The organism is Deinococcus apachensis DSM 19763, from assembly GCF_000381345.1.
GTDB lineage: Bacteria > Deinococcota > Deinococci > Deinococcales > Deinococcaceae > Deinococcus > Deinococcus apachensis.
This window is the reverse complement of record NZ_KB906398.1, coordinates 171061-186515: the sequence shown is the minus strand read 5'-3', so window position 1 is coordinate 186515 and position 15455 is coordinate 171061. Positions and strand designations below refer to the sequence as shown.

18 protein-coding genes are annotated in these 15455 nt (G+C 67.4%); 7 read left to right on the top strand and 11 right to left on the bottom strand.

Annotation, left to right across the window (positions count from 1 at the left end; translation table 11 throughout):
* Window positions 1-37: 37 nt before the first annotated feature.
* The gene (locus F784_RS0101045) at window positions 38-697 is read right to left on the bottom strand and encodes a glycosyltransferase family 2 protein (RefSeq protein WP_019584828.1); all 660 of its coding nucleotides are present in this window, start codon (window positions 695-697) and stop codon (window positions 38-40) included.
* Window positions 698-886: 189 nt separating this feature from the next.
* On the opposite strand from F784_RS0101045, the gene F784_RS24345 reads away from it, so the two are divergent.
* Window positions 887-1345, top strand: coding sequence for an SRPBCC family protein (locus F784_RS24345; RefSeq protein ID WP_019584827.1), 459 nt, complete (start codon window positions 887-889; stop codon window positions 1343-1345).
* 245 nt (window positions 1346-1590) lie between these two features.
* Here F784_RS24345 and F784_RS0101035 read toward each other — a convergent pair whose 3' ends face one another.
* From F784_RS0101035 to rpsB, 7 genes are all read right to left on the bottom strand, one after another.
* Window positions 1591-2709: a M50 family metallopeptidase gene (locus F784_RS0101035; protein WP_019584826.1), complete on the bottom strand. Its 1119-nt coding sequence runs from the start codon at window positions 2707-2709 to the stop codon at window positions 1591-1593.
* Entirely contained in the window at window positions 2706-3872 is a 1167-nt protein-coding gene (gene dxr / locus F784_RS0101030; protein ID WP_019584825.1) for a 1-deoxy-D-xylulose-5-phosphate reductoisomerase, read from the bottom strand. The genes F784_RS0101035 and dxr overlap by 4 nt, the downstream gene beginning before the upstream one ends.
* A gap of 91 nt (window positions 3873-3963) precedes the next feature.
* The gene (locus F784_RS0101025; protein WP_026332169.1) at window positions 3964-4794 is read right to left on the bottom strand and encodes a phosphatidate cytidylyltransferase; all 831 of its coding nucleotides are present in this window, start codon (window positions 4792-4794) and stop codon (window positions 3964-3966) included.
* A gap of 358 nt (window positions 4795-5152) precedes the next feature.
* Window positions 5153-5704: a ribosome recycling factor gene (gene frr / locus F784_RS0101020; protein WP_019584823.1), complete on the bottom strand. Its 552-nt coding sequence runs from the start codon at window positions 5702-5704 to the stop codon at window positions 5153-5155.
* A gap of 86 nt (window positions 5705-5790) precedes the next feature.
* On the bottom strand, window positions 5791-6513 hold the full coding sequence (gene pyrH, locus F784_RS0101015) for a UMP kinase (RefSeq protein WP_019584822.1): 723 nt from the start codon (window positions 6511-6513) through the stop codon (window positions 5791-5793).
* A gap of 141 nt (window positions 6514-6654) precedes the next feature.
* Window positions 6655-7458, bottom strand: coding sequence for a translation elongation factor Ts (tsf, locus tag F784_RS0101010; RefSeq protein ID WP_019584821.1), 804 nt, complete (start codon window positions 7456-7458; stop codon window positions 6655-6657).
* A 91-nt stretch (window positions 7459-7549) separates the two neighbouring features.
* Window positions 7550-8344, bottom strand: coding sequence for a 30S ribosomal protein S2 (gene rpsB / locus F784_RS0101005; RefSeq protein WP_019584820.1), 795 nt, complete (start codon window positions 8342-8344; stop codon window positions 7550-7552).
* Window positions 8345-8904: 560 nt separating this feature from the next.
* On the opposite strand from rpsB, the gene F784_RS0101000 reads away from it, so the two are divergent.
* Window positions 8905-9738: a hypothetical protein gene (locus F784_RS0101000; RefSeq protein WP_019584819.1), complete on the top strand. Its 834-nt coding sequence runs from the start codon at window positions 8905-8907 to the stop codon at window positions 9736-9738.
* 12 nt (window positions 9739-9750) lie between these two features.
* On the opposite strand, the gene F784_RS0100995 is transcribed toward F784_RS0101000, so the two are convergent.
* Window positions 9751-10578: an aminoglycoside phosphotransferase family protein gene (locus F784_RS0100995; protein WP_019584818.1), complete on the bottom strand. Its 828-nt coding sequence runs from the start codon at window positions 10576-10578 to the stop codon at window positions 9751-9753.
* 81 nt (window positions 10579-10659) lie between these two features.
* Here F784_RS0100995 and F784_RS0100990 point away from each other — a divergent pair, with 81 nt between their 5' ends.
* The 5 genes from F784_RS0100990 (at window position 10660) to tsaD (ending at window position 14677) form a co-directional block, all read left to right on the top strand.
* Window positions 10660-11484, top strand: a complete 825-nt coding sequence (locus F784_RS0100990) for an undecaprenyl-diphosphate phosphatase (protein ID WP_019584817.1) — start codon at window positions 10660-10662, stop codon at window positions 11482-11484.
* Between the two features lie 30 nt (window positions 11485-11514).
* Window positions 11515-12525 (top strand): heme-dependent oxidative N-demethylase subunit alpha family protein, encoded by a 1011-nt coding sequence (locus tag F784_RS0100985; RefSeq protein ID WP_019584816.1) that lies wholly within the window; start codon window positions 11515-11517, stop codon window positions 12523-12525.
* 35 nt (window positions 12526-12560) lie between these two features.
* On the top strand, window positions 12561-13004 hold the full coding sequence (locus F784_RS0100980; protein ID WP_245557731.1) for a guanyl-specific ribonuclease: 444 nt from the start codon (window positions 12561-12563) through the stop codon (window positions 13002-13004).
* On the top strand, window positions 13004-13399 hold the full coding sequence (locus F784_RS0100975; protein ID WP_019584814.1) for a barstar family protein: 396 nt from the start codon (window positions 13004-13006) through the stop codon (window positions 13397-13399). The genes F784_RS0100980 and F784_RS0100975 overlap by 1 nt, the downstream gene beginning before the upstream one ends.
* Before the next feature lie 276 nt (window positions 13400-13675).
* Entirely contained in the window at window positions 13676-14677 is a 1002-nt protein-coding gene (gene tsaD / locus F784_RS0100970; RefSeq protein WP_019584813.1) for a tRNA (adenosine(37)-N6)-threonylcarbamoyltransferase complex transferase subunit TsaD, read from the top strand.
* A gap of 231 nt (window positions 14678-14908) precedes the next feature.
* Here the strand turns inward: tsaD and F784_RS24340 are convergent, their stop codons facing one another.
* Together F784_RS24340 and F784_RS22100 are read right to left on the bottom strand one after the other, a co-directional pair.
* Window positions 14909-15097, bottom strand: a complete 189-nt coding sequence (locus F784_RS24340) for a PIN domain-containing protein (RefSeq protein WP_019584812.1) — start codon at window positions 15095-15097, stop codon at window positions 14909-14911.
* On the bottom strand, window positions 15097-15348 hold the full coding sequence (locus F784_RS22100) for a type II toxin-antitoxin system Phd/YefM family antitoxin (RefSeq protein WP_083939138.1): 252 nt from the start codon (window positions 15346-15348) through the stop codon (window positions 15097-15099). The genes F784_RS24340 and F784_RS22100 overlap by 1 nt, the downstream gene beginning before the upstream one ends.
* Window positions 15349-15455: the final 107 nt, after the last annotated feature.

The following is a 15455-nucleotide window of genomic DNA, read 5'->3' as shown; positions in this document are numbered from 1 at the left end:
AGCGTGGAGGAAGAAGCTTCCCCTGCCCACGGCATCTTCAGGAACTCCCCCGCTCGCCCCGCTTCCGCCGCCTGCGGTACGTGAGGAGGTCGGCGTACATCTTCGTGCGGGCCCGCGCGCCCCGCCAGAAGCCGCGCTTGGTCTCCTTGAGGACCTGGCGCACCTGGCCCAGCTCCACGTAGTCCCAGCGCGCCCCCGTCACCTTGAGGTAATGGGTGATGGGCGGCTCGGGCCAGCGTTCCTCGCCCAGATGCGGCACCCCGAGCAGCCAGTCGCGGCGGCAGGCCCGCTGCCCGCTGAGGTGCGGCGTGAGCTTGTTGCCCCAGTCGCTGGCGAAGCTGCCGCCCTCGAACACGCCGATGGCCATATCCAGCTCACCCGCCACGACGGGCCTCAGGAGCCGCTCCAGGTGCTCGCGCGTCAGGCCCACCAGGTCGGCGTCGAGCATCACCACGTACTCGGCGTCCGTGGCCTCCAGGGCGGCCTTGAGCGCCGGTCCCTTGCCCGCGTTCTCGCTGAGTTCCACGACGGTGGCCCCGGCCTCCCGCGCGGCCCACGCCGTGCCGTCGCTGCTGCCGTCGCTCGCCACGACGACCTCGGGCGTGAGGGTGCGCGCCGCCGCGACCACGCCCCCCACCGTCTCCTCCTCGTTGAAGGCGGGGATCACGACCGCCACGCGCGCCTGTGGGCCTTGCATCGGGGCCTATGGTAAGGCTTTCGGGCTGGGACCGTCCGTGCCCGGCGGTACGGCATGACCCGGAGCCCGCCTTCTCCTGCCCAACTAAAGTCTGCCGTTGCCGTTCCTTCACGGTCCGGGGGAACGGCGCACGTACGCTGACCCTGACCGTTCCGGCACCGCTCGCCCGCATTCCCCCTGGAGACGCGTATGGAGTACCAAGGCACCCAGATGATTCAGGCCACCCCCGACCAGGTCTTCGCGTTCGTCTCGGACGTTCGCAACCTTCCCCAGTATCTGCCCACCACCAAACGTGCCGAGCCTCAGGATGGCGAGCGGGTCGAGGTCGAGGGTGAGGCCCAGGGCCACCACTACCACGCGGACGGCCACTTCCGTCAGGACCCCCGGAACCACCGCCTGGAGTGGGGCAGCGACGGCGAGATCAGCTACTCCGGTACCCTGGAGGTGAGGTCCAACGGCGACAGCGCCTCCGAGGTGACCGTGCGCCTGCGCTTCGAGCCCGACCCCCAGCGCGCCCCCAATCAGGACATGCCCGGCCAGGCCCCCTCCGACAACCAGATTCAGGAGGGCATCGACAAGGCGCTGGAATCCATCCAGAACTTCGTCGAGGGCCGCGGCGGCAAGGAGGAACCCAGCGCCGCGACCTGAACGGCGAGTTCAAGGGGTGCCCCCAGGCAGGTTGGTGGGCACCAGGCTTGGATCTTCACCGAGGACCACTTGCTTGTGCCCCCGTCCTCTTGAGTGGTTCTGGCCCTCTCCCCTCGTGGGAGAGGGCCGGGGTGAGGGGGCGCGCCACGGGCATCATCGGTCCATCAGCGCAGCTTCCAGGGGAGGAACCGAGTGGAGATCCTAGCCTGGGTGGACCCCCCCGTCCTTTCTGACCGCTGACCCCTCTAGAAAAACCGGCTCACGTCCCGCACCACCACGAACACCATCAACAGCATCACGAACGCGAAGCCCGCGAGGTTGATCGCCTGCTCCTGCGAGAGCGTGAGGGGACGACCCCGCAGTGCCCCCACCAGGACGAGCAGGATGCGCCCGCCGTCCAGCCCGGGAATCGGGATCAGGTTGAAAAAGGCGAGCGAGAGGTTGAGCAATATGGCGACCTGCACGAGCGCCCAGGGGCTCAGCGCGGCGGCGCGGCTCACGACCTCCGCCGTGCCGATGGGGCCGCTCACGTTCTGATCCTGTGAGAAGTCCAGGCTGAAAAAGCGGGTAAAAAGGCCCCCGAAGGCGCGCAGAATCTGCGGCACCGCCTCGGCAGTCGTCTGAAGGGAGGTTCGGAAGGCGACGGGCACGCTGGCGGGCTGGACGTCCGGCCGATAACTGATTCCCAGGAGTTGCCGGGTCCCGTTCACCTGCGGCTGCCAGTCGAAGGCGATGTCCCGCGCCGCCCCGTTCCGCTCGACGGTCAGCGTCTTGCGGCCCGCGGTGGCGAGGACGTCGCGCAGGCTCTCCCAGCCGGGACGGGCAGCCCCGCTGGCCGTGACGGTGTCGGGAATGTCCCGCCCGTTCAGCGCCGTGATGACGTCCCCGGGCTGGAGGCCGAGCGCCTGAGCCCGCGAGTTGTTCCTCACCGTCTCGATGCGGACGCGGTCGAGTGCCGGGATACCCTGCGAGCTGAAGGTGACTGTCATCAGCCCAATCGCCAGCACCAGGTTCATCAGCGGTCCAGCAAGCAGCACCGCGATCTTGCCCCACGCGGGTAGGGCCGCGAAGCCGCGTGTGGGCTGGCGGTACGTGCCGCCCGGCCCCTCCTCCGGCGCCATGCCGTCAATCTCCACGTAGCCGCCGATGGGCAGCAGGCTCAGGCGCCACTCGGTGCCGCGCCAGGGCCGCTTGAGCAGCACCGGTCCCATCCCCACGCTGAAGGACTTGACCGCCACCCCCTGCCAGCGGGCCAGCGCGAAGTGCGCGAGTTCGTGCAGGAAGGTCGCCACCCCGATGATGAGCAGCGTCCACAGCAAGCCCGCGGGGGTGAGGGCCGCCGCGATGCTCTGGAGGAGGTTCACGCCCGCACCCCGGCACCCACGAGTTCGCGCGCCCGCGCAGTGGCCCAGGCCTCCATCTGGGCGAGGGCGTCCCAGGACAGCGCACCCCGTGGCGTCTCGTCCAGCACCCGCTCGATCAGCCGGGGAATATCCATGAAACCGATCTGCCCGGCCAGGAAGGCGGGCACGGCCACCTCGTCCGCCGCATTCAAGGCAGCGGGGAGAAGGCCGCCCGCCTCGCCTGCCCGGTAGGCCAGGCCCAGGCAGGGGAAACGGGCGGCGTCGGGCTCGCGGAACTCCCAGTTGCCCCGCAGCGGCCAGCTCAGGTGTCCGGCGACCTCAGGCCCACGCCGCGCGCCGAGTACGTCGCCGGGGCGGCGCATCCCGCTCGGCGCCGCGTCGATGGCGTAGGCGATGGCAAGGCGCATGTCGGTCGGCCCGAACTGCCCCTTGAGGCTGCCGTCCCGGAAGCGCACCGCAGCGTGGACCACGCTCTGCGGGTGAATCACCACGCTGACCTGCGAGAGGGGCAGGCCGTACAGGGAGGCAGCCTCCATCACCTCCAGCCCCTTGTTCATCAGGGTGGCGGAGTCGATGGTGATTTTCGGTCCCATGCTCCAGGAAGGATGCCGCAGGGCCTGCTCGGGCGTGACCCCGCTCAGGTCCGCCGGGCCCTCCCGGAAGGGGCCGCCGCTCGCCGTGAGGATCAGTTCGGCCACGTCCCCCAGGTGCTCGCCGGTCAGGCACTGGTACACGCCGGTGTGTTCCGAGTCCACCGGAATCACCCGGCCACCACCCCGCGCCGCCGCCTCCCAGATCAGGTCCGCCGCCGTGACCATCGCCTCCTTCGTCGCCAGCGCCACCGCCCGCCCGGCCTCCAACGCCGCCCGCGTCGGCGGGAGCCCGGGCAGGCCGCTCATCGCGTTCACCACGACGTCAGCAGGGAGCGCGGCGAGTTCGGCCGGGTCCGCGATCACGCGCGTCCCCGGGAAGCGGGAGCGGGCCTCACCCAGCACCTCCCCCGCCACGCTCACCACCCCCGGGCGGAACTCGCGCACCTGGGCTTCCAGCAGGTCGAGGTTGCGCCCCGCCGCCAGAGCCCCGATCAGCCACCCCCGCCCCCGCGCCACATCCAGCGTCTGCGTGCCGATACTGCCCGTACTGCCCAGAACCGTGAGCTTCATTAGAAGACAGGATGGCGCAAGACGGGCAGGAGATGTGGGACGTAGGTCGGAGGTTGTGGGAAAAGAGGCCATTCCCCTACAGTTCACGGCCCTACCGCGTGAACACGCTGATATTCAGGAACAGATACGTCGCCGGGACCGCGAACAGCAGGCTGTCCAGCCGGTCCAGAAAACCCCCGTGTCCCGGCAGGCTGGTGCCGCTGTCCTTCGTCCTCAGCGCCCGTTTGAGCAGGCTCTCGGCCAGGTCGCCCAGTTGCGAGGCGCTGGCGACCAGGATGGAGTACAGCAGGGCTTCGAGCGGGGACCAGATGTGGGTGAACTGCGAGAGCAGCAGCACGATCAGGAAGCTGAAGGCAAAGCCCCCGATGGCCCCCTCGACTGTCTTAGCCGGGCTGATCTCCGGCGCGAGTTTGCGCCGCCCGAAGAAGTACCCGCCGAAATACCCGCCGATGTCGGCAGCGAAGGTGGCGAGGAGCGGCAGCGCGAAGTACAGCAGGCCGTCCCCGGCATTGGGGGTGTAACGCAGCATCAGGAAGTAGCCCAGCAGCCACGGGATATACAGCAGCCCGAACAGCGAGTACACGATGCGCTCCAGCGGGCGCTCGCCGGGCCGCATAACCTCCATCACCAGCATGTAGCCGACGGCGACGGTCAGGACCGCCTCGCGCCAGGAGCCGCCGGGCCAGGGGGTCTGCGGCCACATGGGCAGGCTCGCCACGATGATCGCCGTGCCGAACACCGCCAGGCTGATTCGCCGCACGTCGATGTCGTTGCGGTCGAGCATACGGATGTATTCGAAGAGGCCCATCACCGAGAGCACCACCAGCGTGGGCAGCAGCGTCACCCAGCCGATCCACACGATCACGCTGATGATGGTGAACCCCACGACCGAGGTCAGGACGCGGGAGCTCAGGGACTCCACGGGGACCTCCACGGGAAAGGCCGGGCGTCTCCACCGTCCACGAGCCACTCATCGTGGGTTCCAACAACGCGTCGCCGGGAGCTGGCGAGGGGACGCCTCATACGGATTCCGGTTGAACAGTGTTTGTACCTGTTCAACCCGAGCAGCGCGAGCAGGAACAAAACGGTTGCCGGGAAAGGAGTTCCCCTGTCGGCGCTTTCCCGATTCGATAACGGATGGGACCGAAACCGTATCAGACGGACTTGCGGTGAGTCGAAGGCGAACCCGAGCAGAGCGAGTGGCAAAGAATACCGGCCTGCGGCGATGAAAGAACATCCGGTGTCTTGTCCGGATGTTCTGGAATCAGGGCAGGCCAGTATCACCCGAGGATTTCCTGCTCCTTCTTGTGGAAGGTCGTGTCCACCCGGCCGATGAACTCGTCGGTGAGTTTCTGCACCTCGACCTCGCCGCGCTTGATGTCGTCGCTGCTGATGCCCTCAAGCTTCTTGACCTCGTCGAGCGCCTGCTTGCGGATGTTGCGGACCGCCACCCGGGCGTCCTCGGCGTAGTTCTTCGCGTTCTTCACCAGGTCCCGGCGCCGCTCCTCGGTCAGCATGGGCAGGCTGATGAAGATGGTGTCGCCCTTGTTGTTGGGGTTCAGGCCCAAGTCACTGTCGCGGATCGCGCGCTCGATGGGGTTCAGCGCCCCCCGGTCCCAGGGCGTGATGACCAGGGTGCGCGCGTCGGGCGTGGTGATGCTTGCCACCTGGTCGATAGGCATGGTGGAGCCGTAGTAGTCCACCATGACCTTTTTGAGGATGCCGGGGTTGGCGCGGCCCGTCCGCAACACGCTGAGGTTGTTCTCCAGCGCCTCGATGGCCTTGCCCATGCGCTCGCGCGCGTCCGCGTTGATGGCTTTCATGTCCGCCATGGGGGTCTCCTTTGGGGCAGGGAACTTGGAACGGTTGAATTGTAGCGGGGATCGTGGGAACGGGGGAAATAGTCTCCCCCCACGTCCTAACTCTCGATCAGCGTGCCCACCCGCTCGCCCGCGAGGAGACGGCGCAGGTTCCCCTCCTCGAACAGGTCGAACACCACGATGGGCAGCCCCTTGTCCATGCACAGGGTCAGGGCGGTGGCGTCCATGACCTCCAAGCGGCGCTCCACGACCTCCCGGTGGCTGAGATGGTCAAGTTTTTGCGCGTCTGGGTTCTTGCGTGGGTCGGAGTCGTACACGCCGTCCACCTTGTTCTTCGCCATCAGGACCACGTCCGCGCCGATCTCCAGCGCCCGCAGGGTGGCCGTCGTGTCCGTCGTGAAGAAGGGCGCCCCGTTGCCGCCGCCAAAGATCACCACGCGGCCCTTTTCCAGGTGACGCATCGCCCGGCGGCGGATGTAGGGCTCGGCGACCTGCGCCATCTGGATAGCGGTCATCACCCGGGTGGGCTGCCCCGCCGTCTCCATCGCGTCCTGAAGGGCCATCGCGTTCATGACCGTGCCCAGCATTCCGATGTAGTCGGCGGTGGCGGGGTCCATCCCGTTCCCGTTGCGGGCGCCGCGCCACAGGTTGCCGCCGCCGATCACTACGGCCAGTTCCACCCCGGTGCCCTCCAGGGCACCCGTGATCAGCCGGGCGAGCCCCGCCGTCGTCCCGGGGCTGATGCCGAAGCCGGACCCGTCATCCGGAGTTTGGCCTGCGAGAAATTCGCCGGAAAGTTTGAGCAAGACGCGTTTGAACATGAACGTTGACCTCGCAGGGTGGGGGAGAGCGGCAAAACGCCCAGCGAACCCGGGGAGGGCCGCTGGGCGCGGAGGAGGAAAGCGGCCTGTGAAAAGGGCGGCCCGGTGCCCCTGGAGACACAGCGCCGCCCCGTTCCGTATTTACGCGCCGATCTCGAAACGCACGAAGCGCTTGATCGTCGCGTTCCCCAGGTACTGCCCCACAGTCACGCTGTTGTCCTTCACGAACCGCTGCTCGGGGAGAACCTTGTCCTCGTAGAACTTGCCGATCTGGCCGGAGACGATCTTCTCCACGATCTGCTGGGGCTTGCCCTCGTTGAGCGCCTTGTTGGTGAGGATCTCGCGCTCCTTCTCGATATCCTCGGCGTTCACTTCCTCACGCGTCAGGTACTGGGGACGCTCGGCGGCCACGTGCAGTGCCACGTCCTTCGCCTGCGCCTCGCTGCCGCCCGCCAGGTCCACCAACACGCCGATCTTGCCATTGGAGTGGACGTACCCGGCCACGTTCTCACCCTCGCCCGCCTCGATGTAGGCGACACGGTTGAGCACCAGGTTCTCGCCGATCTTGCCCGCCGCCGCCGCGACAGTGTTGCCCACGGTGTCGCCGTTCAGCGTGAAGTTGCGAAACTCCTCCACGTCGTTCGTCCCCGCCTGGAGCGCGGCCTGGGCCAGTTGCTCGACGAGCGCCTGGAAGTCACTGTTGCGCGCGACGAAGTCGGTCTCGGAGTTCACCTCGACGATGGCGGCCTTGTTGCCGTTCACGACGAAGCGCACCAGGCCCTCCTTCGCCTCGCGGTCGGCCTTCTTGGCGGCCTTCACGATACCGCGCTCCCGCAGCAGGGCGATGGCCTTGTCCTCGTCGTTGCCCGCGTCGGAGAGGGCCTTTTTCACGTCCATCATGCCCGCGCCGGTCAGCTCGCGCAGCTTCTTGATCGATTCCATCATGGTTGCATACCTCCTGGAGTGGATTTTCGGCTCGAAGAGGGGGCGGACCGAGCCTCGCTCCGAACGCCCCCGGGGAGAAGGTGATCGGGGTTTAGGAGCGGCCCTGGCTGCTCGTGAGCTGGGTGGTGTCGCCTTCCTCGCCCTGCTCCGCCGCGTCAATGTCAGCGTTGTCGGCCCCGACGCGCTCACCGCTCACGTCCTCGCCGCCGCCGCGCGCCTCGACCACCAGGTCACCGATGCGGTGCGTGATGAGCTGGATCGAGCGAATCGCGTCGTCGTTGCCGGGCACGATGTAGTCGATCACGTCGGGGTCGGAGTCGGTGTCGGCGAGCGCAATCACGGGGATGCCCAACTTGTTCGCCTCCTGCACGGCGATGACTTCCTTGGTGGGGTCCACCACGAAGATCGCGTCGGGCAGGCGGGTCATCTTGCGGATGCCGCCGACGAAGCGCAGCAGCCGCTCGCGCTCAGCGCTCAGGGCGATGCGCTCGGCCTTGGGGCGGTCATTGATGCGGCCCGACTCGAACATGTCGTCGAGTTCGTTCAGGCGGTCGATGCGGGTCCGCATGGTGCGGAAGTTGGTGAGCATCCCGCCCAGCCAGCGGCTCGTGACAAAGGGCATGCCGGTGCGGCGGGCTTCCAGCTCCACGATCTCCTGGGCCTGCTTCTTGGTGCCCACAAAGAGGATCACGCCCCCGCGCTCGGAGAGGTCCTTGATGTAGTCGAAGCTGCGGTCGATCTGCTTGAGGGTCTTTTGCAGGTCGATGATGAAGATGCCGTTGCGCTCGGCGAAGATGAAGCGCTTGAACTTGGGGTTCCAGCGCTTGGTCTCGTGCCCGAAGTGGACGCCCGCTTCGAGGAGCTGCTTCATGGAGATGTACGACACGTTGACTCCTGAACGTTGGTCGGGAAAAAGTTTGCCGTCCTCGCGCCAGCCGCACGCCCGGTGAGACGCTTCTGCGGCCAGGCCCGCACGCGACGTTCCAGCACGCGCAGGCAGGGTCACGGGGGCACCCAAACGGGGAGTATAGCAGGTCGGAGGAAGGCGGAAACCAGACCGCTCGGGCAGGTGAAGAAGGACGGGCGGTTCCTGACTCATCATTGAGACCTCGGTGAGAAGTACCTTGGAGTATGAAAAACTTCACAGAAACGGTGGCGCGGGCTGGCCGCCGCTGGCTGCTGGGGGTGGTTGCCCTGGCCGGGCTGAGCGCGTGCGGATCATCACCGGACCCGGCGCCCGCCACGCCCTGTGAAGAATCAGGTTGCCCCGCACCCCAGCCGCCCCCACCCTGCACGGTCAGCGACACCTGCCCGCCACCGGCTGCCGAAGACCCTCTGAAGTCGGGTCCAAGGTCACCCGGAAACATCAACAGGTTCCCGCGGAATCTCTATCCGGCGGCGACCGTCACTGCTCCCGCCCCTGGTCCGGCGCTGGACGAGGCGAGCATGCTTGCCCAGCTCACCGGGTATCTGGACGTGGAGTACTTGAATGATCCCCAGGGCAAGCAGGCCATGCTGGCGTTGTTCGGCGACCCGAAGCTCCGGCAGAAGATCGCCGACCCGACGTTGCGGGCCAGCCTGGTCGCCTACACCGCCACGGCCCGCGACCCGAAGGTGGCCGATTTCATTGTGGACGCCAGGACCGAGTCCGGCCAGGACAAGGTGCAGGCGGTCGCCTTTCTGAAGTTCTCCGGCTCGGAGGACGCCGCCGCCGCGAGGGTTCGGTTGACGACCCGGGGGCAGATGTATATCGATTTCAACGATGCCCGGCGCTTCGAGCATTTCGCGCTGAGCGCCTGCAACCTGTTCCACGAGGTTCTCCATCAGGATGCGGCGGTGGCGCTGATGGAGGAGGCGGCTCTCTACCTTTCCGGCGTGGCGTGTGAGGTTAAGTTGCTGGCAAGGCACCCGGAGTTGGCCGCTCTCGATACACAGGACGCTCGTTTCTTCAACGCTAGGGTCGCTTTTTTATTGAATAGCCGGGACCCGGCCAGCGGGAAGATCGATATGTTCGCCGAACAGGGCAGGCCGCTCATGCCGGGAAGCACGATTCCCAGCACCCAGTGGTGGGCCCATTTCACCCGGTATGTCTACACCATGTTCCCGCCCGAGGACCGGACGGCGACGCCCGGGAATAACCTGCTCCAGTCTTATTACCCCGAGTGCGATGCCCGGGAATTCGACGTGGCCTTCCTCCAATGCGTGAATGCCCATCTCGGGGTAACGCCGGAGGAGATGCTCGCCGCGATGAAAGCCCTGGAACTGGACATCGGGAAGTAGGGGAGTTCTCCCCTACGCCCGCCGCAGTTCCGCCGCCGCAATTCGGGCGACTTCCAGCACAGGCTCGGCCTCGTCGTGCCTCCCGTCCTCCAACCACCACGACACCGAGAGGCCCGCGTAAGCGAGGACCCACTGGAGCAGGCGACCGCGGTCTAACCCTGCCGCCTCGGCCACGACGTGAGCCTGACGCGCGAGGCGTCCGGGTGCGGCAGCCACCTTCAGATCGGGATTGCAGAAGATGTTGGCGTGGTCGAAGCCGCGTTCCCCGAGCAGCCGCTTGGGGTCAATCGCCAGCCAGCCGCGCCCCCCCTGTGCCTCAGGGCCGCCGTCCAGCACGTTCTCGTGGTGCAGGTCGCCGTGCAGCACACTCAGGTCCTGCGGGGCTGCGAGCAGGTGCCGGGCCGCGGAGGCGGAGTCCACCAAGATGCCCCCGTACTGCCGCGAGGCGGGTTCGAGGGCGCGAAACCACGTCTCCAGCGGCACGAGTTCGGGAAGCGGCGCCGGGCGCGGGGCGTGGAGCCGGGCCGCCACCGCGCAGAGGATGCGGGAGGCCCCGTCGTCCTGGCCCTCGTGAACCATCCGCACGAGTGAACGCGGCCCGGTCACACGTTCCAGCACCAGCGCGCCCGTCGCCTCGTCGTGATCGAGCACTCGGGCAGCCCCGTCACCGTTCCACCACAGCATCAGCAGGCCGCCGAAGCGTTCCTCGGCGCCGCGCGGCAGCTTCAGCATGGCGGGCTCTCCCGCGAACTTTACCGGCAACAGGTCGCTGCTGTGGGTGTGGATGGGGTCACCGTCGGGGGTCAGGTTCCAGCGGCGCAGGTATTCGCCGAACATCATGGCCACAGTCTCCACTTCAGGCCCGCCTCCACCTTTGTCATGAGGTACACCATGTTCCCGAGGTGCTAGCCTCCCCCGGACATGGACTGGTTTTACGCCATCATCTACGGGATCGTCGAGGGCATCACTGAATTCCTGCCCATCAGCTCCACCGGGCACCTGATCGTGGCCGGGAACCTGATGGGCGTGCCGTGGAGCAAGGAGATCAAGGACACCTTCGAGGTCGTCATCCAGGGCGGCGCGATCCTGGCGGTGCTGGCGCACTACTGGCGTGATTTCGTGCAGCAGGGGCGCGACATCGGCCGGGACCAGCCGACCCAACGGCTGTGGCTGGGCGTGATTGTGGCCTGCATCCCGGCGGTCATTCTCGGGCTGCTCTTCGGCGACACCATCAAGGCGAACCTCTTCCGGCCCAGCGTGGTCGCCTGGGCGCTCATCGTGGGCGGCGTGCTGATGTGGCTGATCGAGAGCCGCAAAAGCACGCCCACCGTTCACGACCTCAAGGGGATCGGGGTGGGCCGCTCCTTCCTGATCGGCGCCTTGCAGTGCCTGGCGATCCTGTGGCCCGGCTTCTCGCGCAGCGCCAGCTCCATTCTGGGCGGCATGGCCGTGGGCCTGGACCGCCCGACCGCCACGAAGTTCTCCTTCTACCTGGGGGTGCCCACGCTGGGCGGCGCGGCGCTCCTCGACTTCATCAAGAGCCGGGACCTGCTGGGGCAGATCGGCCTCTTGAACGTGGTGCTGGGGGCCGTCGTCAGCTTCGTGGTTGCCTACCTCGCCATCGGGTGGCTGCTGAGGTTCGTGTCCACCAACAACTTCAAGGGGTTTGCTGTCTACCGCGTGGTCGTCGGCGTGCTGATCCTCGTCCTCGTGGCGACTGGGCGGCTGGCGAACGGGGGACTGTAGGCCACGCCCCCCTTTTGCCAGAATAGGGCCGTGTTCGACAGCCCGCCGACCCTGTACCGCCCCTTCCTGAACGGCGTCTACAGCGTGTCGGCGGGCCTCTTCCGTCTGGGGGCACAACGGGTGCCCTGGGCGGAGGGCGAGCCGGTGGAGACCCACACCTTCGCCCTGGACCGCGAGTACGGGCGCTTCGTGGCGACCAAGGTGGCCGCGCACCGCCGAGCCCTGTACGAGTACGTGGGGGAGGCGGGCCTGGCCCCCGAACTCCGCCGGGTCGCGCTGACCTTCATCGCCCGCACCCTCGCCGCCGAGAGCGGCGGGGTGATGACCTGGGACGGGCGAACCTTCCGCAATGCGCTGCTGGGCTGGGCTGCCCAGCTTGATCCCTTCTGGGGAGGCGTGGAGGGATTGGAACGCTTTCCCGCGCCCCTTGCCCCTCTTGTCGCGGACGTGACGCCCGTGAACACGCTCGATTTCCTGGGACTGAACGCACCCGAGGACCTCGCGCTGGTCGCCCGTGATCCCCGGAGCGGGCGCGACTGGCTCGCCGCCGTCCATGTGCTCTCGCCCCAGCACTGGGACCCGCGCGACAAGCTGGGCCGGGACTTCGTGGCGGTGCATCTGCCGGTGGCGGGAAGCGGCCCGATGAACAGGACGGCTCCGAAACTGGTGGACGCGGTCATTACCCGCGGCCCGTTCGTCCGTTTCGCCTGGGGTGTGGCGATGAGTGACCGCCTCGACCACCACCCCGCCGCGCCGCCCGATGAGGACCGCGCCACTTCCACCCCATTCGACCCGGATGAGGCCTTCCTGCGTGTCGAACGGCAGACGCTGACGGGTTTTCCAGAGTCTCAGGGGGCACTTTTCACCATCCGGCCCTACATCTACCCGCTGCGAGAGGCTGTGGCGGACCCGGACCACGCTCATGCCCTAGCCGCCGCCCTGCAAACCATGACCCCCGAGCAGGTGACGTACAAGGGGCTGACCTTCTTGCTGGCCGACCTCCTCGCCTGGCTGAATGAAAAGGCCGCCGGGGAAGGTTAAGGAGGAGTCGGAAGGAGCGCCGTACACTCCTGAACGTGAGGTTGCGCCGCTTCCTGTCCAGCGTCCTGTGTCCGGCCCTGCTGCTGGGCGTGCTGACCGCCTGTGACACTCCCAGTTCGGACAACCAGGCGGGGCAGGCGCAGACCCGGACCTCCACGACCGCCCGCGCCACCCGTGATCCCCAGAGTGGCCTGCCCTTCATCGCCGCCGCCGACCTCCCGCCCGAGGGCCGGCGCACCCTGCGCCTGATCCGCGCGGGCGGCCCCTTTCCCTACCGCAAGGACGGCAGCGTCTTCGGCAACCGGGAGGGCATCCTGCCCCGGCGGTCAAGTGGCGGCTACCGCGAGTACACCGTGCAAACGCCGGGCGAGGGGGATAGAGGAACGCGGCGCATCGTCTGCACGGCCGTCACTCCACCCGATGCCGAGTGCTATTATAGCGCCGACCACTACACCTCTTTCCGGAGAATCCACCCGTGATGAACGTTTTTAGGGAAGCCCCCCAGGGCATCCAGACGGCGCCGCACGACCCCCGCATCGTGGCCGCCGGGTATCTGGTCTCGGTGCGCGAGGTCGATCTCTCGCGGGTCCGCGACAAGGAGAGCCTGATGCTCGCCTTCCTGCGCGGCCTGGCCCTGACCGAGAGCTTTGGACGCAACTGGGACGCCCTGTATGACGTTCTGACCGATCCCAATGCCCGCCCGGCCCGCTTCGCGCTCGTGCTGTGCGACTACGAACACTTCCGCAAGCGCCACCGCCAACTGGGAGCCGAACTGGAGCGCGTCCTCCTTGACGCTCAGCGCGAGGCCGCCGCACAGGGCCGCTCGCTGTGGCTGCTCGCCGAGGAGCGGGAGAGCGACCCCCGGCACTGGTAGCCAGGCGGGTCGGAGGACGGCGACGTACGTCATGCTTTGTCCCAGCGGAACTTCCGGGTGGTACACGCCCGCCTGGGGGTCATAGGCCCCGCCGGGCCATACTTCCTCCAGTTTTAAACCCGTTCCCGTCAGCAGCAGGCGCAGATCGGCGGGGCTGTAGCAGCGGCTTTAACGCAGACGCATGGGCAGCGGTCTCCTTGGGATGAGCCCACCCTACGCCTGCTTGGTGCCTTCCCGCCCCGTCCGCCTGGCCTACCCCTGCTAGACTCCCGCGCGATGAGCGGTCCCCTGCGAATCCTTGGCATCGACACCTCCTGCGACGACACGGGGGTGGGCGTGGTGGAACTCGCGCCGGACGGGGGGGTGCGGGTGCTGGCGAACCGAGTGTGGTCCCAGACCGTCCACGCCCGGTACGGCGGCGTGATGCCCGAGATGGCAAGCCGCGAGCATGTGGAGCGCATTGATGCCGTGACGGGGGACGCGCTGGCCGAAGCGGGGTTGACGATTTCGGACCTCGGTGCTGTCGCCGCCACCTCCGGTCCCGGCCTCGTCGGTGCCCTGCTCGTCGGCCTGATGTACGGCAAGGGGCTGGCGCAGGCGCTGGGCGTGCCCTTCTACGCCGCTCATCATCTGGAGGGCCACATCTTCGCGGCGGCGAGTGACGCGGAGTTGAAAACCCCGTACCTCGCCCTGGTGGTCAGCGGTGGGCATACCCACCTCTTCGACGTGCCGCGCGACGGTCAGTACATCCTCGTCGGCGCCACCCGCGACGATGCGGCGGGCGAGGCGTTCGACAAGATCGCGCGTCTGGCGGGACTGGGGTATCCGGGCGGTCCGGCGATCAGCGAGGCGGCTTTGAAAGGAGACCCGGACGCCGTGGGGTTCAAGGAGCCGCTCCAGGGGCAGAAGGGCTTCGACTTCTCCTTCAGCGGTCTGAAGACGGCGGCGCTCCTCGCCCACCGGGCCGGGGCGAAGCCGGAAGACCTCGCGGCAGGCTTCGAGCGGGCCGCCGTGCGTTTCCTGGTCAAGACGACGCTGCGCGCCGCTCAGGCCTATGGGCGGGACACGGTCGTCGTCTCGGGCGGTGTGGCAGCGAACCGGGCGTTGCGGGAAGCCTTTGCGGCGAGCGGCGTAAGGACCGTTTTCCCCGGCAAGGGCCTGAACACCGACAACGGGGCGATGATCGCGCTGGCGGGGGCGGCATCAATTAGGGCGGGGCGTTCCCCGAGTCTCCTTAATGAGGGCGCGGTGGCGTATGCGCCGCTGGCGAACGCCTGAGGGTCAGGCTTCCCAGGGGTTAAGCAGCGGCACGCCGAAGCTCTCAGAATTCGCAGGGTTGCGCATACCTAGGGTGAGGCCGTGGTGCAGGGCGGTGACGGCGAGGAGGGCGTCCATCCTGGGAAGCTGAGCGGGCGTTTTGCCGCTTCGGGGGACGAGTTGCGCCCACGTGACCTCCTTCGTGACAGGCAGGATGCGGCCTGCATAGTCCAGGTCGAGCAGCCCGTTTGCCTAGGCACGGAGCTGGGCACGGCGTGCAGAGTCATCCAAGCGTTCGACGCCGGACTCGATCGCCCCGGCGGTAATGGCGCTCAGGTACGTCTCTGGCAGAGGCACCGAGGCGAGAAACCCCATCAGGCCGGGGTTAGGGCGAAGCTTGGCCGTCTCGCTGACCGTGTTGGTATCGAGAAGGTAGGGCATCAATCGAAGTCCAGTTCGATGTCACCCCAGGGCGTCCTGTCCCGCTCGAACTCGATGTCGTCCCCCTTGGGAATATTGCGGAACGCCTCAATCGCGATCCGAATCGGCTGCTCCTCTTCCGGCGCGATGGGAAGCAGCCGTGCGGCCGGTTTCCCGTGCTGCGTCACGATCACCGTGTCTCCCGCCTCCACCTTGCGAATAAGCTGGCTCAGGTTTGCCTTGGCGTCCTGCAACTTGACCGTCTTCGTCATTCTCGCCCCCTTCTGGTCGTTCTGACCAAATTCCACCATGCCAAAATTGAGCCTCCTCAAATCAACTTCCTTGCGCTGTTCTCACTGAAATTGTTAGGCGAGCGTCA